We start from the raw sequence: 20,339 nt of genomic DNA, 5'->3' as shown, positions 1-20,339 counted from the left end.
AGGTTTATAAAATGAATTTTGAATTTATTCTATAAACCTCCGGAAATCAAAAATTTATTTTCTGTATTTCTTTCTAATTTCCTTTAAGGCGTCCTGAATGTGTTTTTGACGGACTTGTGGACGAAGATTTTTTCGAATCGGCAGATAACTTTCGGTTGTGGCCAGGCTCTTATGGCCTAAAAAGTCTCTGATTTCCTCCAATGTTTTTCCTTCCGCAAGCTGATGAACGGCTCGGCTATGTCGAAGCGTAAATAACGTTACGATCGTCTTGATTCCGGCTTCTTTTGCCAAATCGCCGATTAATCTTTCCACGTTCCGCGACGTTAAAGGTTTTCCCTGGAATTTGCCCGGAAAAAGATGGGATCCTTTCTCGGTGCCGACTTCTTTTTCGAACCGCTTTAGGATTTTTAAGAGATCATTGTCTAAGATCACTGTCCTTTTTTGAGTAGGGACAGGCGAGTCGACGTATAGAGATTTCTTATTCAAATCGAACTGGCCCCATTTTAAGCGAACGATTTCTCCAACGCGGAGTCCTTCATAGTAAGCGAGTCCGACTAATAGATGAGAACGGGGCGACAATGCCGAGGCTTCCAATAACGCTGACATTTCCTTTACCGTAAGAACTTTCGGCGTTTTATATTCGCGTGCCGGGCGTCTAAAATCGTCGAAAACGTCCATATTCAAGACTTCTTCAAAGAACATTTTGAGCGAGCTGATATTAATCTGTATCGTTGATGAAGACACTTTTCTTTTTTTTAAGTGTTCTATATATTTCTCAATATCTTTAGTGACGACTTTCTCCGCCGGCTTATCGGCAAAAAGAAGAAAATCCAAATTGTATCTTAAATATGTATATTCAGTAGCTTTCTTATAGTTCCTCTGCCGGATCAATTTTACGAGTTTCTCGAAAGAAGCTTTGTTCTTCTTCGGGATTTCTGTATCTAACATGCGCGACCTCTAGTTTTTTCTTTATCATGGTATTCGGGAATCCGCTCCCTTTTGATCATCGCCACAGGGTATTCTATATTTTTAAAACACGTTCCTATTCTTTACTTATCCGCATTAAAAGCGAATGAGCATGAACAAGGCCGTTAAACGAACATTTCAAGAAGTTCAAAATCTCGTAAAGTGATTTCTTATTTCCTAGATTCGTTTGTGTTTTGAGTTGTTAAAGTAAAGGCAAATCGCTCGAGATAGATCAGAGCCATCCGGATTTGCGTAGGATTTCTTCGCACACATCTTCTATTTTGCGTTCATCTAGAGCAATTTGAAAATCTGAATGTGCGCGATAATGTGGTAACCGCGATTCCAATACGGTTTTATAGGAAATTACCGAGCTAAGAGGAGGACGAGTCGAATCATTCTGAATTTTTTCCACCAAATATGCAGTCGGACGGGATAAAGAAACTACGATTGAATCTTTGCGTAGAAGCTGAATTTTTCTTTCGCTCGGAATCTCTTTTCCGCTTGTATCAAGATCGAAGAGTATTCCTCCACCGCAGTCTAAAATTAAACCTTGGGAACCGGATAATTTCGTTAAGATTTTGTATTCTAAATCTCGGAAGGGTTTCCAATCACCGGAGTTTGCTTTGATGAAATCCGGAATCGAAATTCCTCCCGTTTCGTAAACGGCAATCATATCCGTTGAAATAGCGGGCCTGCCTGTTAACTTCGCAAGCTTCCTAGAAATTTTCGACTTTCCGACCCCTCTAGGGCCGATCAACGCAAGGTTTTTCAAACAGCGACAAGCTCCGCAAGATGCCTCGCGATCTCAGGAAGTAGGGTATAGTACATTTGTAGATCACTATCCGTTACTCCCGCTACTTTGAGGGCTTGCGGGGAGAGTGGCGTGCGTAAGCCGCCTATGTCAATTCCCATTCCGCTTAAAATTACGACACAATGGGCGATATGAACGACCGAAACTAGTTCGGGAAATTTCACAGCTTTTTCGGGTTCAGTATAGAAATTAGCGACTTCCACCAATTCTTCCGGAAAATTCCATTTTGTTAAAAGCTTCGCTCCGGCTTCTTCGTGAGTGTACCCGAAATATTTTCTTTCAAGGTCTTTGTAAGGTCCTTCGTACGATTGAAGCTCGGCTCTCAATTGTAGGATGATCGACGGAAAGAACTCGGCTAAGATTACTTTTCCGATGTTGTGAAGGAGCCCTGCGGTAAAGGCGACATCCTTATCGAACTTCAACTTTTTCTGAACGGTGATTCTCATTGCAAGTTCTGCGACGGTTAAAGAATGCATCCAGTTTGATTCGCCGTCTACCTGGTACCCTTTCAGATCTTTCTTTAAAATACCTTTGGCTTCGGTTAAGAGAATCATTTCTCGGACCGTTTTGATCCCTAATGTCATAAGGGATTCCTGCACCGTTTTAACCGGTTTGGTCGGTCTGTAGTATGCGGAGTTGGAAAGTTTGATAACGGCGGCCGTTAAACCGGGATCTTTGGAGATTTCTTTCGCTAAGTCGGCAATGACGACATCCGGACGATTCACCATCTCCATTACTTTGCTTACTACCGAAGAGATTTTCGGGAGTTGTGCTTCATTTTCGAAGAGCTGGTCTATTTTTTCCTTCATTTCCGCCTACCTGACCTTGTAGAGGTACTTCTCGAATCCGCCTTTTTTCAGGAGAATCCGTCCGTCGTCTAAATATAAACTGATTGTTCGTCCTTCGTGCCCGGAAACATCTTCGACGAGTAAGGTGATTTTTTCCTTCTCCAGAAATTCGCGAGCCACGGAAATGTTCAGTTCTCCTATATTCTGCAGAAAACTGGAATTCATTCCCTTAAACATGGATGCGCCGCCGAACAGCCGGGCATGATATTCGCCCTTGGAGCATCCGAGTTCCGTCATTTTTTTTACCAATTCAGGTAGAGCGGTGTCGGCATATTTGTAGGGATTTTTCGCGGAATCTTTTCCGGTCGGATCCTTGGACAACATGATATGCGCCATGGCTCCGACCTTTTTGTCCGGAGAATAGAAAACCACTCCGATACAGGAGCCTAATGTAGTACGAATGACAGAAGGAGATTGTCCTCCTTGTAAATCCGCAATTCCAACGTTGATGATTTTTACGTCCTTGTTGAGCATAATGAAGGTTTTGTTTTTCTCTGCCGAAAGCTTTCGAAAACGGCGTTCAGTTTGCCGCCCCTGTAGAATCCTTCAAATCATTTTTAGAACGGGACAAATTGCATCCCTTTCTTTATTTCAAGAGACGGAGAAAAGGGTAAAAAACACGTCAGAAATCTCCGGTCTGGCTGAAAAATTGAGTTTCATCTCTTGTTGACCGGACGAAACTATCCGGAGAAAGAAATGGAATCAAATTCTCCCTTACAAACCGCCGAATCTATCGAACCGATTCGAACCTTTGACCTAGACGGATCCGCGATCACGATTTTGGGTACGGCGCATATCAGTCAAAAAAGCATAGCAGAAGTCTCTCGAATCGTTTCCGAAAAAAAACCGGACGTCATTTGTGTGGAACTTTGCGGCTCTCGAATGAGGTCCGTTAAGGATCCGGACCATTGGAAGAAATTGGATATCTTCAAGGTCTTCAAGGAAAGAAAGATGTGGCTACTTCTTTCCAGCTTAATTCTTTCTTCTTTCCAAAAGAAGATGGGCAACGGAAGCATTCGCCCAGGTGATGAGATGCGCCGAGCCATCGAGGAAGGAGAACGCACGGGAGCCAGAATCTTCCCCGTCGATCGGGAGATCTCCGTCACTTTAAAAAGGGCCTGGTGGAAAGTGGGTTTTTGGGATCGAATGTATCTCTTTTCGGCGCTGGTTACTTCCTTGTTCGTAAAGGAAGAAATTTCTCCCGAAAAGATCGAGGAAATGAAATCCGACGACGTACTAAAGGATTTATTTTCTCAACTACCGTCCCGTTATGAATCCGTAAAAAATGTCATCATAGATGAAAGAGATTCGTATCTTGCCCAACGGATTCGGGAAGCCGCAAAACACGGGAAGAAAATCTTCGCGGTCGTCGGAGCCGGCCACTTAGAAGGAATCATGAAGAATATACAGCGGGATCAATCGCTCGAGCATTTGGATGTCATTCCGAGCAAAGGCTCTTGGGATAAAATCCGTCCTTTCCTATTTCCGACGATCATTCTGACTCTGGTCGCGACATTAGTAATGTTCGGAGGAAAGCAAGCCGGACAGGAATTCATCGTTCGGTGGGTTCTTGTGAAAGGAACGTTAGCCGCAATCGGGGCTCTAATCGCTTTGGCTCATCCCGTTTCGATTCTACTTGCTTTCGTCGCCGCTCCGATAGGAAATTTTAATCCTATTATCAAACCCGGTTGGGTGGCTGCCCTTGCGGAGTCATGGTTGAGGAAACCTCTTGTCGAGGATTTTGAGAAAATAGGAGAAGATTCCGAACGTTTCAAAGGCTATTGGCAGAATAATGTGATTCGAATTTTCTTGGTTTTCATGCTCCCGCAAATCGGTAGCAGCATCGGAACTTTTATCGTCACTGCGGAGTTGTTCAAGAGGCTATCGGAAATATTCACCCGAATTTTCAGCCAAATCATCGGCGGATAAGAAGAGTTATGCGCGGCGCTTGGAAAAATATAGGAGTCCTTATTACGATCGTAGGCGTCGCATTTCTTTTCTTTTACCCGTCCCAGGAAATTTTATCCAAACAGACTGCCAAAGACTTAGTAGTCGCCGAAGACATGGACGGAATGTCCTTACTTCCGTATATTAGTATTTTCAAAGATACTTCGGGAAAAATGACCTTTTCGGATGTGCGCGAAGTGTCCGTAAACGGTCTGTTCAAAACTTTGGAGCAGAATAGTATCGGATATACCGAAGCCGCTATCTGGATTCGGCTCACAGTTTCGAATCCGGTTCCGATTAAGACGGATTGGATATTGGACATTGATTACCCTTTATTGGATTATGTGGACCTATATACCGGCACGACAGGGAACGACCCCGTGAATATGTCTGGCGATATGCGAGGTTTTAGTTCGAGGCAGATAGAATATCGTAATTTCGCCTACGCATTTCAAGAACTCCCTTCGAGTCGTCGCGAAATTTATTTCAGAGTCGTTTCCAAAAGTTCTGTTCTTCTTCCTCTATTGGCGTTTACGCAGAGCCGGTTTACCGAACACGTTTTTTCCGAACAACTTGCACTCGGTTTTTACTACGGCACTATGCTAGTGATGGTCGTTTACAACCTGTTCCTTTTCTTTTCCATTCGGGATCGAAGTTACTTATATTACGTCGTCTATATTTTAAGTTATATTCTCTTTCAGTTCACTCTAAACGGATTATCGTTTCAATACCTTTGGAGAAATTCAACGGTGTGGGCGAACTTTAGTCTTCCTTTTTCTCTCTTTTTGGGATTGTTTACGGCTTCTTTGTTCGGTCGCTCATTTTTAGGAGCGGCAAAATATACTCCAAAAACGGCTCGCATTTACATTTTTCTATTTTGCCTTCAGATACTTGGAATGGTCTCCACGTTGACGCTTCTCGATTACCGGACTTCGATCGTTTCCAGTCTTGTGGTCATGTTCTTAACGCTCGGTTTCCTGATTTTCAACGGAGTACAATGTCTTTTGGCCGGAAGGCGAGAGGCGCGTTATTTTCTGTTAGCTTGGTCGGTCTTTATTTTCTTTAGTTTCATCTTCGGAATAAAATCCTTCGGTCTTCTACCGGATAATTTTCTTACTTTGTACGGAATCCAAATCGGTTCGGTGATGGAAGTCAGTCTATTATCTTTAGGACTCGCGGATCGAATCAAGGGTCTTTCCGACGAGTTAAGTCATCGTGTTCTTGAATTGGATAAAATGAGGATCAACGCCGAGGAATCCGAAGCAAAATATCGGAGTCTATTTGAAGCGGAGGAGGACTTCCTTTTCTCCATCGATCAAAATTGGACGGTCGTCGCTGCGAACCGTTCGGTGGCAAAGCATCTCGGGTATAAGCCGCAGGAAGTTATCGGCAAAAATTTTATGGAGTTGGTGTACAAGTCCGGCGGAATTCAGGATGCGTACAAAAAGCTATACGTCTTGGAAAAATTGGAGGAGCTTTCTTCCGAAGGAAAGCCGGTCCGATTTCTGGCGGAGTTTCTCCAAAAATATCTTAGAGAGCCTAAAGAGCTACAAGTCCAGTTTCAAGTCTTGGAATACGAAGGCCAACGGGAAATATTAGGGAGAGCGTACGAGCCGGACCAAGATCTGATGGCTAGATTTGTCGATAGCGAAAAACTCGTTTTTGCCGCTAACAATTATCTTCAGAACGCAGAATTATTGAGCCAAAGGCTGACGTCGAATTTATTTCGATTTACGGATCCGGGAACCATCGTTGCGATCAGGAATTGCCTGCGAGAAATGATAATAAACGCGATCGAGCACGGAAACTTGAATATCAGTTTCGACGAGAAGACAAGGGCAATGGAAGATGGAAATTACTTTCGATTCGTTCAAGAGCGTCAAAAGGATCCCTATTATAAGGGAAAAAAAATCAAGGTCGAATATTCGCTTTCGGCGGATCGGTTCGGAGTAAGGATTACCGACGAAGGCAAAGGCTTTAATCACGCTCGAACATTAAAGAATAAGATGGAACAGTTGAACTCGGAAGGTTTGACTCACGGAAGAGGTTTGACGTTGACACTGTCTACGTTCGACGTTGTAAAGTTCAATAGCAACGGAAATCAAGTGACTCTCGTAAAATATTTTTAATATGGGTCGGCCTATGACATTTTTTCGCAATTTGCTTCTGGTCGGTGCGATCGGGATTCTACCGATAAACTGCGCCTCTATCGGAACGAAAAATAAAGCTCCCGATTTGGAAAGCGCCATAAAGACTATCGCTGCGGATTTAAAGAATCAATTCGTGGCTTCCGCAAAATCTCAAGGCGGAAAAATGCCCGGCAGATTAGGAATTTTGAATATAGTCAACGGAGACGGTTCAAAATCACAGCTGGGGGGAATTCTGACCGACAAACTGACGAAAGAATTGTTCGATCCGAATGTTTTCGTTCTATTGGAGAGGGATCGGCTCAATCGTGTGGTGGGCGAACAGACTTTTCAGGAAAGCGGATTAGTTCTTTCCGATCAGGTAATTTCGCTCGGAAAGCTTTCCGGTGCGGAATATCTTCTCTTAGGGCAGATATTGTTCGAGGATCAGGATTTTTTATTGAATCTTCGTATCGTTTCCCTTGCCGGAATTATCCTCGCGACGACGGAAGTTCGTTTCGATTCCAATGACGAGACGTTTTCCAAATTTAGAGAACGTATTCAGTAATGTCGAAATAACATTCTCTACATACGCTTCTTACGAACGGGTTGTATCTTTTTCTTACGGATCGGTTTTTTTGCTTTGGTCGCTTGAGCTTTCTTCTTAGCTTTTAAGGGCTTCTCGGTTCTGACGACGGGATTTTTATCAGCTTTAGAACCTGGTTCCGAAGAATGTTTTGGCGGATGATTCTTTTGCAGGTAGTCGGTAATGCTACGCAGGTTTTCCTCGACCCTAACGATATTAAAATTTCCAACGACGTCGAACCAGAGATCTCTGCCTTGTCCGAATTCTGATGAAGATTTGGGGAGAAAGAAGATTTCTTTCCATGGCGAAAGCGGTTGGAAGCGATCCATAAAAAGGAAGGTATTAAACATCTTTTCCAATAAAGGGGATTTCCAACGCAATTCTTTCGGTCCTAAAAATCGAAATAATGAAGTTCCTCGAAACGGAGTTCCTAACGTAATCAAGGCGCTAACTTTCCTTCTAGACGTATCCGGCAAAAGAAGGCATAAAAGACCTCCCGTATTATGTGTTAGAAATACGTATTTGTCCGGTAGATTTTTGAGCTGAGAATCGAGGGATCGAATGATATTTGTCGTGTTTAAAAAAATCGGGGGTATTTTTAAAACTTTGGGTTTGAATCCGGCTTGTTCCAATTTTCTTGTAAGTTTTTTGTAATATACCGGACCCGAAAAAAAACCGGGAATTATCAGAATATCCGCTCTCTCGGTCGGAGTTTCTCGAGTCTCAGGAAGATAACAAGTCGCCAAAGAGAAAAGAAAGGAGAAAATTTCAACGAAGTAGTAATAGAGTTCGCGTAAGCTTGCGAAGGTTTTTTTCATACGAAAAGCTTGAAGTATCCGGGGTTAACTGCAATATGTCAGAAGGTTTCGATGTTGGGAAAAAATTGGTCCAAACTTGTTTTGATCTTCTTCTTGGCGGTCGCTCCTGTCTACTCGAATATACCGAAATATTCGGAGCTGGACAGGATTCTACTTTCTACTTGGAACAGAACCTTTCCGATACCGTTCACTAAGATAGTAAAGAGGGATATAAGCGGGAAGGGAATCCTTCAATACAGAAAATCCTCAAAGAGGACCGTCTATATCTACACCTATCTGGTGTTTCTTCCGCGTTATGGGGAAGAAGCGGAAAAACCGGTTCAGCAAGAAGGGGGCCGGGAAGTGAAAGTCAAACTTCTATACGATCCTCTATCGTCGGAAAAATACGAGGTAGAGTTGAGTGAATTCGACGAGGCCTACGATACGAGGGGGATAATTCGATGGATTCGATGAAAGCGGAATCGGATGCACTGATTCAAGCGAAGATGCTTAAGGCCGGGCTTTCTTCAGAATTCATTTCGGACTTTTTGTCGAAAGTCGACGAGGTTCGAAATGGAGAAACAGGAATCGTAAAGTGGGAAGAGGTCGGAGATCTAGACTCGGCTACGGACGAAATTTCTCTCGAATCAATCGAATCAAAAGGTAAGCCAAACCAGTCCGTTTTAAACGAGCTCGTAGTTATTAAATTGAACGGCGGATTAGGAACGAGCATGGGATTGTCCGGCCCAAAATCTCTTATAGAAATCAAGAACGGAATGTCTTTTTTAGAGATCGTTGCTCGGCAGATCGAGTTTATTCGCAAAGAGTATAAGATCGAAGTTCCGTTGCTGCTTATGGACAGTTTCAGCACTTTGGAACAAAGTCAGGCCGAGTTAAAGCGAATCGGATTTTCCCAATCTTTCCCGACAAGCTTCCTGCAGCATAAAGTCCCCAGGCTCCTAAAAAATAGCCTAAAGCCGTTGGAGTTCCCCGGTGATGAAAATGAGGAATGGTGTCCCCCTGGCCACGGTGATATTTGGTTCACACTTCTTGAAACCGGCATCTTAGATTCGTTGATTGAGAAAGGATATAAAATCGCTTTCGTCTCTAATGGAGATAATCTAGGAGCCACGGTCCATCCTGGAATCTTACGATACATGATGGAGGAAGAACTGGAATTCTGCATGGAAATGACTCCGAAAACCCTTGCCGATAAGAAAGGCGGCGCGATTTTTCGAAGGACAGTCAATGGTAAAAAGCTAAATTACCAATTACTGGAAACCGCGCAAGTTCCTCAGGATCACATGCATGAGTTCGAAGGAGTTTCTAAATTTCGCAGTTTTTCTACCAATAATCTTTGGATTCGTCTGGATGCGCTTAAGGAACGTTTAGTTTCCGGAAAATTCTACTTATCTTTGATCGTAAATCCAAAGAAGGTCGAAGGGCAGGAGGTACTACAATTGGAAACTGCAATGGGATCCGCTATTCAGAACTTTCCGAAAGCGAAAGGAATTATTATTCCGCGAGATCGATTCGCTCCGGTAAAAAAATGCGAAGACTACTTAGTCCGACGTTCCGACGCATATACTTTGAATTCTGATTTTTCCATAACGATGACCGAGGAGCGTAAAAGCGCCGGTTTAGGAGAAGTGATCGTTCAAATGGATGATAATTATTATAAGAAAATTAACGACTTTACTTCCAGAATGAAAGTTCTTCCGTCGTTAGTGCGCTGCACCTCGTTACGAGTCGAGGGAGATATCTTATTTGATGTTCCTTTAGAGATAGAAGGTGACGTAACCATCTCCAACCCGAACAAATTCCAGAAAAAAGTCTCCGAACTAGGCAAAAATCGAATCTCAGGAGAAACAATACGTTTCCGCTTTACATAAAACAACAGTCGTTTAAAATCCTGTCTACGGGCGTTATGGGGAAAGCCGTCCGCTCTAATGGCGATAAAAGTCGAAGCTGAAATGACAGATTCCCAAAACCTCAGACTAAGGTCCTTTGATTTTGGGGACTTAGAACAGTTCAAAACTGTTTTTATTAACGAGAATCGAGGAAAACCTATATTCCTCCTTAGATTCCAAAGTATTTCCGTAATTTCTCTCGTTGAATTCATCCAACTCGTTCCGCAAAAGATCGCAGAAGTAGAACCCTCTCATCGCGAATTTCTTCGTTATTATACTTACGGAGATAAAAAGAATTTATTGATCGGGGTTGCCCCTCTTGATAATTCCGGATTTGAGAACCAGGCCAATTTCGATGCCGCGATCGGAAGGTTTCATGATAACGCCGTTCGAAACGGAAGTTTAAATTTTGATTTCGGAATTGGCCGAACCCAATGTAATTTCATATCCTATGTAGAGGAAATCTTTCGAGAGTTAGAATCTTCCTCCTTAAAAAATTTAAAGGACAATCTGGTTCGCTGGAGCTGGACCTATTTAAATCGCGTAAACGATTATTTTGCGAGCGATCGCCCCGACGCGGTTATTCAACCGATTATTCATTATAATCACAGGGATCATACTTTCTCGATGAAGGGTGGCGAGGTCTTTGTCGGAGGGGAGGCCTATGCCGGTTATGCAGACCTAATACGCGACATTCCTCACGATCAGGACTTAAACAGAATCGAACTTTTGATTCTCGAAAAATTGATCATGTCCTGCAATGGATCGCCGGGTTTATTGAAGTTCAATATTTCTCCTCAGACGCTGATCGATACCTTCGATACCGACGAGAAAGTTACCCGATTCCACGAGCTTCTACTAAAGCAAAATTTGAATCCCCAGAATATTCGTATGGAGCTGATAGAAAAACCGTACGAAGAAGGCGAGGCCACCCTTAAATCCGTATGCAGAAGGTTCTGGAATTTCGGAATCAGCTTTGCGGCGGACGATTTCGGAGTCAAAAGTCAAAGTCATCAAGTCGTGTTGGACTTGGGAGAAATGATTAAGGAATTTAAATTAGATCCTATCAGCTTCAAATTTAAAGCCGATCAGGACTTGACCAAATTCTTGGATAACCTTGCGTTCATAGATTATTGCCGTCGACTGTCCGATAACCGGGAAGCGATTATTACCGCAGAAGCTCTAGAAGATATAGATTCGTTGAATTTCTTGATCACTCACCAAGTATACTATTTCCAGGCGAATTTGTTTTGTCGCAAAATTTGGATTCAGGACTATAAGGACCGATTCATGGAGATGCAAAAGCTTCCGGAGAGCGCCGTCACGACGATACTCAGCTCCGTCGAATTGACCCAAAGGTTGAAGGAAATCGGAAATATCTTCACGCTTGCTAGAGAAGTTGAATTGATTTAATTTCCGGAACCGTTTGCAGAAGAAAACCCTTCGGATCTTTTTTTCCCACAGATTAATTTCCCAAACAGTTTCAATTTTGTTGAAGCTTCAGTTAATCGGCTTTCTCGAAAATAAAACGGGTATATTAAAGTGAAAGTATCGGATTCTCCCGAATTCGGCCTGCGAAAACGGGAGAAGTTCCATTCTTGAGACTAAAGCTTAACGTATATTATTCTTTCAGAAAGCTTAAGGTGGATTTCTGATTGATAATCGCGTTATCTTTCAAAGTAACCGAAAGCGCATCTCCGGTTTTTTCGATTTCAATCCGGAATTTTCCGTCCTTATCTATGATCGGACTATTTTCAACGTATTTTCCTTCGAAAATCTTCTGTTTATTAAACTTTACGACGTAATTAACGTTATCTTGACTCTCGATCTCCAGTAAGACTTGGTTGACTCCCTTCGATCCGTCCCATGACATCGCAGTCCACGGTCCTTTAAATTTCTCTAAAGTAGAATCCCCGCCGAAAGCTCGCATCAATTTTGCGGGTTTTGCCGCGGAAAGTACCGCCGAAACGGGCGAGGCATATTCGCTTTCTCCTCCAAGGTCCGTTTTGGCCGTAACCGTATACAAGAAGAAGCTTTCCTTTTCAGGGATATCCGCGGTAAATAGGGAACTCTTTGCGTTGGCGGAAGATATGAAATCCCAGGAGGACGATCCGCGCTTCTTGCGATAAACATAATACTCCGAGGCGCCCTTAACAGGTTCCCATTTTAGCGTGATCTTATTATTTTTTGCGTCTAAATTCCCTTTCAAACCGGTCGGAGAAGGAAGCCTTTCCCCTCTATGTTTGTTAGGATCGATATAACCGTAAGCGTAGTCCGAAAAAGGCCCTGCTAAACCGTTTTTGTTTACGGCCGCTACCGCATAGAACGCATACTGGGCGGGAAGCTTTTCATCCACGAAATTCTCTTTTGCCTCTTCCGCTAGTTTCGACCAAGTCCCGCTACCGAAAAGCCCTCCGGTATTATAGCGATAAATCAAATACCGCGATGCTCCGCTAACTTTCTGCCAACGAAGTTCGACTTTACTATTATACAAACCCTTCGTCGCGATCAGGCCGACGGGTTTTGGAGGTTTGGAATCGGCTTTTGCCGTGCTTCCCGAGGCGGCGTCGGAAGGGTCTCCCGTCTTTCCGCCGTTAGTCGCTGAAACTACATAAAGTTCGGTGCTTCCGTTCTTTGCCGCGCCATTATCCGAATAGGAATTGGTTTTACTTTTTCCGATTAGAATATATTTCTTTTGCGTCGCGCTCCATTTATAGACGGAGTATTCGGCGACTCCTTCCATCGCTTCCCAAGTCATATCGATTTTATTTGAAAATTGACCCTGACTAGCTTTCAGGCCCACAACTTTTGCAGGCGCTTTCTGTTCCTCCGACTTCGCATAGCCGATTGCTTCTCCGTCCGATTGGTCCGAAGAATCCGAGTCCGTAAGAGTTGTGATTTTATACGCGTAAGCAGTATCTTTTTGGATGCCGTCGTCCGTGAATCCGTTGGTCTGCGAAAGTCCGATTTTGGAAAATGCGGAATCTCCGGGTCCCTTCCGATAAATTTCGTAACCTATAGCACCTGTAATGCTTTCCCAAGTGATTTGTACTCGGTCGGAGTAGGATCCTTGCGACGCGGAAACTTCTTTCGGAGGCACAGGTTTGGTTTTCTCAGGCGGAAGAGGTTTATTATCGTTAGTCTGAGCCGGTGTCGGTTCTTCCTGAACGCTCGCTACCTCGTCAACTAGAACGAAGGCGGATTGACAGACTTTCGTAAACCACTTATAGTCGATGTATCCGTAACCCTGGTCTCCCCATTGAGTGCTCCATGAATTAATGAATTTGAATGCGTTTTGAGAATCGTCGTAGCCGACGATGGAAATCGCATGTCCGCCGTACGCTTTACCGACACCTTCCTTATAAATGTCTTTCCCCTTTAGGTTCATGAAATTCTCATAAACGAGAATTCCGGCGACTACAGGTCTCCCTTGGGCGAGTTGATTCTTTACTTCCATCGGATCCGTTTGGCGAACCCTTAGAAATTCCTTGGCCTTGTATTTAGTAGCTACGTCGAACGCGGATTGGGGCGGCCTAGTCAGATAATCATTGGGGTTATAGGGCATTGCGTCCCAAGTGGCGGCTCCGGTTTCCACGACCAATTTCATGGCATCCGAAATTAACGAGCCGTTATCCCTTCCGCCGTTGATTTGATTGTAAATGAATGCCGGTGAAAAGATGGAGGAATAGTTCGGGGAACCGTCCGGAGTTTTTAAGCTCCAATTACCTCTTCCTTTCCTCTCGGTATATTCCTGAAACGATTTCGTCGCATAGGCCGTGGACCAAGCCACGCAGGAGCTTTGTTGGCCTTGGTCACCCACCGGCGGCATCGAATCCGAGAGGTCGACGCTGGAGGCCATTCCGCGATGAGAGATTCGATTTGGATTAGCTTCTTTAAGAGAAGACAGGAGCTCGAACGGCTCCTGCTTCATTCCTAATCCGGGAAATTTCGCCGGTTGCCCGAATATGCCGTTCCCGGCGAGCAGTAAAGTCGATATTAAAACGGAAATTTTTCTGAACATTTTCATTCGGTTCTCCCAACTAGATTAGTTTTTGATTTCGGCTCGAATTTTTTCTTCCAACTCTTTCGAGTATTCTCGAAAGGCGTAAGGATGAGGTTCGTAGAGAGCGACAACTTCCGTCTCTTTTCCCTTGCTATCCTTTACTTTTTTCTTAATTAAAAAAAGAATATAATCTCCTTCTTGCGGAGGGGCCTTCAGCCATTTCCCGAAATATTCCGGAAAAACGAGAAATGCTAAGTCGAATCTTGTCGGCAAATTCGAACCGCCTTTTATCGGCTTTAACACTTCTATATTTGCGGTTACCGATACCGAATTCGCGGAAATCTTGCTTTCCTTAACGTTGGATAATCTTGCGAGAGCTATAAAATCGGAATGAGTTACCTGCGATTCCAAAGAAGGAGGAGGAGTCAGGGCTTCTACAGGGAGAAGAAGAAAGCTAAAGATCATAATACAGGAAGCTGCCAGACGAATCATTCTTATCGCTCCAGGGGTACGTTTTTAAGGGCATTACACCTTACTCCTTTAGCCTGATCCTTTTCAACCGATTTTCAAGCGCTGATGAGTAACTCTCTCCCCATTTTGGAAAAAAGAAATTAACGAGATTTCGGTAAAAAGTCGTTTAGTGATTTCAGGAAAGGTGTTTCATGCGTGCGATGGCAATCGCTCAGTCGTCTAATTTGAAATTCACGGGAATACGATGGTTCATTTTGATTGGACGTCCCTTAACATAACCGGGGCTCCAACGAGCCGCTCGAACGACGCGAATCGCTGCATCTTCGAATCCGTATCCTTTGATTCCTGCCTTTAAAACTTTGGCATCGATTAGATTACCATGTTCGTCCACTCTAACTTCAAGAATAGTGTCCGCGTAGGAAATTCCTTGCAGTTTGGCTTTTTCGGGAAAATAATCCCGTAGATCGAAATCTATGATCGGTGTCGGGGGTTTATCACCCATATACGCGTATAAAAAGCCGTCCTTGTCGGTCCCATCTCCGCTTAATTTGTTGGGGTCGATATCGTTCTCTTCCGGATCCTTGCCGTCCTTATCGGATCCTTCCACCCATTCTTCTTTTTCAACGGGAGCGGGAGAATTTTCACCGCCTATAAGTTCGGGAGGGATGTCCTGGATATCCACTTCTATATCCTGAAACTCTAATCTATCGGAATCGATTTCACCCGGTTTTAGATGTGTAACGACGTAATAGGTCCCGAAACAGAGGAAATGCACGAGAATCGAACCGTACAGACAGCGATCCCAAAGGTTCGTACCTTCGTACCAGCTCAAGATCGAATCCCGGACTGTCAGTAACCTTGCGTTCATCGATATTCGAGACTTATCTCTTAACTGAAAGAGCGATCTTTGTCACTCCAGCTTGTCGAATGACTCCCATTGTTTCCGCGATTTTTCCGTAAGGAAGAGAAGAATCTGCAGAGAGAGTCAATCTCATATTGGGTCTGACTTTCGAGTCCCGAGCCAATTGAGCTCCTAATTTTTCGGCGGTAGTTTCCGATCCTTCCAAAACGATTTTTCCGTCTTTTGTGAGCGCTACCTGAACGGATTGAGCCACGTTAGGATCGGCCGCCTGGACTTTCGGAAGATTGATATTGATGGATTCCTTTTTTAGAAAGTTCGCTGTGACCATAAAAATGACCAACAGAACGAGAATTACGTCGACCATGGGCGTAATGTTTATGCTACCGATTTCTTCTCCGTCTCCGGAAGAGGTTTGTCCCGCCATATCCTTTCCTCCTAATTTTATCTGCTCCGGTATTTATTTCCGGGAAAGGTTTGCTAGAAACTCCTTTGAAAGGATATCTAAGTTGGATTGGATAATTTTCAGCTTTCGAGTGAAATAGTTATTTGCCATGACGACGGGAATTGCCACTGCGAGTCCCGCCGCCGTCGCTAGTAGAGCGGTTGAGATGCTTCGCATGACCACTTCCGCACCGGTATTGCCTAACGTTCCTAATCTATAAAACGCGTTGATGACTCCGAAAACCGTTCCGAGAAGTCCTATAAACGGAGCGTTATTCCCTAAGGTATTCAAAATCGAAAGTCGCGTCTCAAATTCGACTCGTTCCCCGATCGCTTTTCCTTCCATCAGTTCTGCTAAGCTGTCTTTTCCGCCTTTGGAATGCTCTGCCGAGAAACTTGCAAATCGAGCATAAACGTTTTCAGGATGAATTTCGGTGAATTTTGCCGCTTTGGAGATATCTCCGTTTCGAATCGTTTGAACGATTTCGGGCAAAAGGTTCTTAGAATCTTTCGTATTTTTGAAGAAGACAATACCGCGTTCAACGGCGACAGCAACGGCGATGATGCTTGCAATAATCATGATGATAAAGATCGCCGATTCTCCGACTTCTACAAGTATCTCAAAGTTCATTCTACCTATCCTTCCTAATTCCTGTTTTTTCGTGAGCTAGGATCGCCGTCATTCCGTTTTTGTTCCCTGTTTTTATCAGAGACCGGAAGATATATTTGAACAATTACGAATGCAAGACAGAGTATCGGCTCCTTCCGCTGAGATCAAATCGGAGCTTTGCCCTTCGCATCGTCCCGCCGACCTGAGTGCAGACCAATAGGCTTCGTTGCATGTCATAACGCATTCTTGCGCTTTTACGTTTAGTTTTGAAAATGATTCGGAAGAAAGTAAAGAAGTGCAGTATTGCGAATACCTCGTTGATTGATTTCCGGAAATGATTTTTGCCAACGAGGATTCATTAATACCTGATAGATCGTCCGTTAGTTTTACACAGGCTTCTTCTTCCTCGTTCGCGTTCACACAAGCTTTCAACGGATCGGGCAAATTTTGCAGAAGAGATTGTAAGATCAAGCCCGGGTCCGTACCCTTATTCAAAGATTGTTCTCCTTGATTCAAACAGGCAACGAGGGAAAAGGAACCAAAGAGAATTAGGAAGGATCTAATAAAAAAAGAATACTTCTTCGAGACGGCAAGCATTAGAATTTTACCTCAATTCCAATGTTGAAGAACGGGATAACGACGCCGCCGGCAAGAGTGATTGTCCCGAAGGTAGGGGAAGGCTTCGGGTTGGTGGCAGAATACGGCCTTGTGTTGTCAAAATTTTGACCGTTCACGTTTTCCCGTAGATAAACGTTGATGATTTCAAAAAACGTATTCACAAAACCCCATTCATAATTAAAGAATCGGTCAAACCTCAGGTCCAAACGATGGTACGGTTTCAATCTTCGCGAATTTATGTACTCCGCGAGAAAGGGGTTATTCGCGTATTCGGGAGTCCAAATGGTCTGCCCGTTCGCAGGGTTGCTAAACCTACCCCCGTCATCGCCTACGATAGGAGTATAGGGTGTGTTCGTCAAGTAGGACCAGCGCGCTCCAAATTGCCATTCCTGGCTCCAGCGCCATCCAAAAACCATATTGATCACGTTTGTTCGGTCGTAATCGAACAGTGTCTGCTTGGCATTATGATAGAATTGGACCAAATACCTCTGATCGGACGTTAAAGGCGGATCACCGGGATTTTGTATAAATACGTTATTATTCCGAAATGTCTGGGACCAGGTGTAAGTGATCCATCCGAACCAATTCCGCGTACCCGGGCGTGAATTTTTTCTAAGTACGAGTTCAAATCCGTGCGACCAGCCTGTCCCATTATTCGAATAATTTAAGTTTTTATTTACGATAAAAGGCTGAGCGATTTTTCCATAAGGATCCGGATTGGTTCCGATCGGGTCGGTGATATAAGGATCACTCACGATTAGTCTGGAGAATTCCTGTTTAAAGACTTCTCCTTTGATCTGGTAATCGCCGGCTAGTTGCTGATCTATACCTCCGCCGTATTTAAAAACTTTTTGAAAATCCAAATGCGGATTTCCGCTATCCTTATTGAATCTAGTATCCAGCGGGAAGTTATAGAAATTTCCACCCCCGGCAAAAATCGTAGTTCCTTTTTCGAATTTATAGGATGCCTGTCCTCTAGGCCCTAACGCAGTATGATGAACGTAAGGAATATAATCGTAACGAACCCCTGGCTCGAATTGGAATCCCCCGAAGCGAAGCTTTGTCGTTAAGTAAGAATTGTAGTAAGTCCCCTGCGCGCGAATATTAGTCGGGATAGTACGGTACGCGGGATTTTGAGTGTCATAAGGATTGGGGCTTCGGTTGGTGGGATCGGTCTGAACGATGGAAGAACCCTGAGACGAATAATTCAAAAGCCTAAACTCTGATCCGAATTCAACGCTTACATGGCGATTCGGATCCCAGAATGCGTCTTGTCGCATCCCATTGTACGCGCCGGTAGCCCTATCTTTTCCCTTAATGGATCCTAGGGAAACATTGAAATCGGTGAAAGGATCGTAGCTGATTAGAGTCAATCGATTCGAGAAAGTTTCAGTCGGTTTCCACGTATATCGAAGAGCTTGAGTTCTAAATCCTTGCCCGGCGGAAATGCTTCCCCCAGCGATGGACGCAAACGGATCTTTAGTCGGATCATTCTTTGATTTTGCCGGAGCGTCGAGTGCAAAGTCGTCCTTCGACGTGAACGAGTGGAAAGAAATTTGATGTTCGTTGGTGAAGTTATGTACGAACTTAACTTGCGAATCTACGAATCTGGGAAGACGAAGGCCGTCGGGTAAGCTTGCACCTAACCGGCTTCCTAGTTCGCTAAAAGTCTTATCCAGATATCCGACTCGGGCCGCCGCCATAATATAACCTTTTCCACCGAAGGTAGGAGCCATATAATTTACGCTGGTCGCCCAAGCGGAAATGATCACATTTCGTTGAGAAGTATCCACCTTATCGACGGTGTCGATATGAATGACCCCGCCCAACGCGTTATTGTAATTAGCGGGAAAAACGCCGGTGTAGACGTCGATGGATTTTATTAGATTCGCATTTACGACCGCGCTCAATCCGTCGAAGTGGAACGGATATAAAATGGGAAGATCGTCGACTAAATATAAGTTCGTATTGGGATCCGCGCCTCGGATCACGTAATTATTTGCGCCGCCTCCGAAGGCCGCAGCCGGCACTACGCCCGGAATCGTCTCTAGAGAACGAAGAGGCTCCCCGAAGGTTCCAGGCATACGTTTAATCTCGTCGTATTTGATCGTGGTTCGAGATAAGATCGGTTTTTCCCTTTCCGCAGTAACGTTAATGGATCCTTTAGAAACGCTGCTCCCGCCGATCCCGATACCGCCTGAAGAAGCCGGGGCATCGATAAATAGCGTTACGAGTTGACCGGAGGCATCCACGTTTCCCTTAATCTCCTGCATCCCGTCCACTTTAATGATTCGGAATGTATATGTGCCGGGGACAGGTACGATTGCTTCGAAATAACCTTCTGCATCGGTTTTATAGAATTTCTTGGTCTCGAACAAGAGAACATTTGCCTTAGCTTCGCCCTGGTTTTTTTGGCGAGAAAATAGCCTAGCTTTGAATGTGACTTCGGCTAAAAGTTCGATCGGCGTAAACGCCAATAGAATTAAGAATTTAAAGGCGATACGTTTCATAACTTAGGGCACCTTCGGAGTAACATACGCATCTTTAAAATTCTCATACCAAGGAATATCGCCGGTCGGTTTGTCCATGTAGATCAATAGGCATGCTATGGGATAACTTATGAACGGGCAGTCGGATTTAGTGATCGCGATACTGCAAAGATCCAAATTCCGTCTTTGAACGTCGCCGATTGCGACAGGAAACGGTGTAGGAATCGGATCGCCGCATTTCGTCGCAAGATATTTGGCGGCGGCATAAATTTGACTATTCGAATCTCCCTGGGAAACTCGATCTTCCCGGACGCATCCCACCGAATAGAATGCGGAAACTAGGGCGAAGCATGATAGAATCTTCTTCATTGCTTTCCATCCGCGGAAGCACCGCCGTTAGCTGACCTTTTTCCCGTGACTGCGGCGGCGCCCTTAGTCGTAGGCTCTATTTCGGAGCCTATATCCGTAGACGGCGCGCCTACCACCATACCTTTTACCTTGAGAACACTGACAGTTCCGACCGGAAAAAATAAATGAGTCTCGTGCCAATACCTGACTTTAACGATCGTTTTCCCGCCCGGAATTTTACGAACTGCTTCGCTTAACGCATAGTCCATATTCAAAGGATTGGTCATAGGAATCAGGCCGAACAAAAAAAAGACGGAACTTTCTCCGGTAGACGTCCCTAATTCTTCGTAATCGGTGCTTCGCAATATGGTTGCCGAATCGACGAATCTCGGATCTCGAACTCTTCCTCCTACTTCAGTGCGAGTGATCGTTCCCGAACAGGCTTGAGTGAGAATAACGAAAATGGCCAGAATGGCTTTTAGGAAAAATCGCTTCATGGGAAAAGA

20 protein-coding genes are annotated in these 20,339 nt (G+C 44.3%); 6 read left to right on the top strand and 14 right to left on the bottom strand.

What is annotated here, in order from left to right; genetic code table 11:
• Positions 1-54: 54 nt before the first annotated feature.
• The 4 genes from LEP1GSC058_RS18520 to LEP1GSC058_RS18505 form a co-directional block, all read right to left on the bottom strand.
• Positions 55-948 carry a tyrosine-type recombinase/integrase gene (locus LEP1GSC058_RS18520; RefSeq protein ID WP_016551145.1) on the bottom strand — a complete coding sequence of 298 codons (894 nt, stop codon included), beginning with the start codon at positions 946-948 and terminating at the stop codon, positions 55-57.
• Positions 949-1,198: 250 nt separating this feature from the next.
• Positions 1,199-1,738 (bottom strand): shikimate kinase, encoded by a 540-nt coding sequence (locus tag LEP1GSC058_RS18515; RefSeq protein ID WP_016551131.1) that lies wholly within the window; start codon positions 1,736-1,738, stop codon positions 1,199-1,201.
• Complete coding sequence (locus tag LEP1GSC058_RS18510) at positions 1,735-2,586, bottom strand: HDOD domain-containing protein (protein WP_016551380.1); 852 nt, start codon at positions 2,584-2,586, stop codon at positions 1,735-1,737. Before LEP1GSC058_RS18510 ends, LEP1GSC058_RS18515 begins: the two co-directional genes overlap by 4 nt.
• A gap of 6 nt (positions 2,587-2,592) precedes the next feature.
• Positions 2,593-3,099 carry a chemotaxis protein CheD gene (locus LEP1GSC058_RS18505; protein WP_016551240.1) on the bottom strand — a complete coding sequence of 169 codons (507 nt, stop codon included), beginning with the start codon at positions 3,097-3,099 and terminating at the stop codon, positions 2,593-2,595.
• A 222-nt stretch (positions 3,100-3,321) separates the two neighbouring features.
• Here LEP1GSC058_RS18505 and LEP1GSC058_RS18495 point away from each other — a divergent pair, with 222 nt between their 5' ends.
• From LEP1GSC058_RS18495 to LEP1GSC058_RS18485, 3 genes are read left to right on the top strand one after another with little or no spacing between them, the layout of a single operon-like run.
• Complete coding sequence (locus LEP1GSC058_RS18495; RefSeq protein WP_016551063.1) at positions 3,322-4,554, top strand: TraB/GumN family protein; 1,233 nt, start codon at positions 3,322-3,324, stop codon at positions 4,552-4,554.
• Between the two features lie 8 nt (positions 4,555-4,562).
• Positions 4,563-6,701: a 7TM diverse intracellular signaling domain-containing protein gene (locus LEP1GSC058_RS18490; RefSeq protein WP_016551203.1), complete on the top strand. Its 2,139-nt coding sequence runs from the start codon at positions 4,563-4,565 to the stop codon at positions 6,699-6,701.
• Positions 6,702-6,714: 13 nt separating this feature from the next.
• Positions 6,715-7,266, top strand: a complete 552-nt coding sequence (locus tag LEP1GSC058_RS18485; RefSeq protein ID WP_016551321.1) for a CsgG/HfaB family protein — start codon at positions 6,715-6,717, stop codon at positions 7,264-7,266.
• Positions 7,267-7,283: 17 nt separating this feature from the next.
• Here LEP1GSC058_RS18485 and LEP1GSC058_RS18480 read toward each other — a convergent pair whose 3' ends face one another.
• Complete coding sequence (locus tag LEP1GSC058_RS18480; RefSeq protein WP_016551254.1) at positions 7,284-8,102, bottom strand: esterase/lipase family protein; 819 nt, start codon at positions 8,100-8,102, stop codon at positions 7,284-7,286.
• A 51-nt stretch (positions 8,103-8,153) separates the two neighbouring features.
• Here LEP1GSC058_RS18480 and LEP1GSC058_RS18475 point away from each other — a divergent pair, with 51 nt between their 5' ends.
• From LEP1GSC058_RS18475 to LEP1GSC058_RS18465, 3 genes are all read left to right on the top strand, one after another.
• Entirely contained in the window at positions 8,154-8,555 is a 402-nt protein-coding gene (locus LEP1GSC058_RS18475) for a hypothetical protein (protein ID WP_016551206.1), read from the top strand.
• A complete protein-coding gene (locus LEP1GSC058_RS18470) occupies positions 8,543-9,973 on the top strand; it encodes a UTP--glucose-1-phosphate uridylyltransferase (RefSeq protein ID WP_016551152.1) in 1,431 nt (476 codons plus the stop codon). The genes LEP1GSC058_RS18475 and LEP1GSC058_RS18470 overlap by 13 nt, the downstream gene beginning before the upstream one ends.
• An 81-nt stretch (positions 9,974-10,054) precedes the next feature.
• Positions 10,055-11,404 (top strand): EAL domain-containing protein, encoded by a 1,350-nt coding sequence (locus tag LEP1GSC058_RS18465; protein WP_039948861.1) that lies wholly within the window; start codon positions 10,055-10,057, stop codon positions 11,402-11,404.
• A 208-nt stretch (positions 11,405-11,612) separates the two neighbouring features.
• On the opposite strand, the gene LEP1GSC058_RS18460 is transcribed toward LEP1GSC058_RS18465, so the two are convergent.
• The 9 genes from LEP1GSC058_RS18460 to LEP1GSC058_RS18420 all read right to left on the bottom strand — a co-directional run bounded on the left by LEP1GSC058_RS18460 (position 11,613) and on the right by LEP1GSC058_RS18420 (position 20,330).
• Positions 11,613-14,018 (bottom strand): C1 family peptidase, encoded by a 2,406-nt coding sequence (locus LEP1GSC058_RS18460; RefSeq protein WP_016551313.1) that lies wholly within the window; start codon positions 14,016-14,018, stop codon positions 11,613-11,615.
• Positions 14,019-14,036: 18 nt separating this feature from the next.
• On the bottom strand, positions 14,037-14,483 hold the full coding sequence (locus LEP1GSC058_RS18455) for an LIC_20196 family exoprotein (RefSeq protein ID WP_408605712.1): 447 nt from the start codon (positions 14,481-14,483) through the stop codon (positions 14,037-14,039).
• Positions 14,484-14,676: 193 nt separating this feature from the next.
• Complete coding sequence (locus LEP1GSC058_RS18450; RefSeq protein WP_016551327.1) at positions 14,677-15,333, bottom strand: energy transducer TonB; 657 nt, start codon at positions 15,331-15,333, stop codon at positions 14,677-14,679.
• A gap of 13 nt (positions 15,334-15,346) precedes the next feature.
• Complete coding sequence (locus tag LEP1GSC058_RS18445) at positions 15,347-15,751, bottom strand: ExbD/TolR family protein (protein ID WP_016551279.1); 405 nt, start codon at positions 15,749-15,751, stop codon at positions 15,347-15,349.
• A gap of 33 nt (positions 15,752-15,784) precedes the next feature.
• Positions 15,785-16,399 carry a MotA/TolQ/ExbB proton channel family protein gene (locus LEP1GSC058_RS18440; RefSeq protein ID WP_016551153.1) on the bottom strand — a complete coding sequence of 205 codons (615 nt, stop codon included), beginning with the start codon at positions 16,397-16,399 and terminating at the stop codon, positions 15,785-15,787.
• A 75-nt stretch (positions 16,400-16,474) separates the two neighbouring features.
• Positions 16,475-16,873, bottom strand: a complete 399-nt coding sequence (locus LEP1GSC058_RS18435; protein ID WP_232224749.1) for a hypothetical protein — start codon at positions 16,871-16,873, stop codon at positions 16,475-16,477.
• Between the two features lie 101 nt (positions 16,874-16,974).
• The gene (locus tag LEP1GSC058_RS18430; RefSeq protein WP_016551261.1) at positions 16,975-19,506 is read right to left on the bottom strand and encodes a TonB-dependent receptor plug domain-containing protein; all 2,532 of its coding nucleotides are present in this window, start codon (positions 19,504-19,506) and stop codon (positions 16,975-16,977) included.
• Between the two features lie 3 nt (positions 19,507-19,509).
• The gene (locus tag LEP1GSC058_RS18425) at positions 19,510-19,854 is read right to left on the bottom strand and encodes a hypothetical protein (protein WP_016551346.1); all 345 of its coding nucleotides are present in this window, start codon (positions 19,852-19,854) and stop codon (positions 19,510-19,512) included.
• The gene (locus LEP1GSC058_RS18420) at positions 19,851-20,330 is read right to left on the bottom strand and encodes a hypothetical protein (protein WP_016551382.1); all 480 of its coding nucleotides are present in this window, start codon (positions 20,328-20,330) and stop codon (positions 19,851-19,853) included. The genes LEP1GSC058_RS18425 and LEP1GSC058_RS18420 overlap by 4 nt, the downstream gene beginning before the upstream one ends.
• Positions 20,331-20,339 lie beyond the last annotated feature (9 nt).

It is taken from the genome of Leptospira fainei serovar Hurstbridge str. BUT 6, from assembly GCF_000306235.2.
In the GTDB taxonomy this organism is placed as follows: domain Bacteria; phylum Spirochaetota; class Leptospiria; order Leptospirales; family Leptospiraceae; genus Leptospira_B; species Leptospira_B fainei.
The sequence above is the reverse complement of the archived record's forward strand: the minus strand, read 5'-3'. Positions and strand labels throughout refer to the sequence as shown.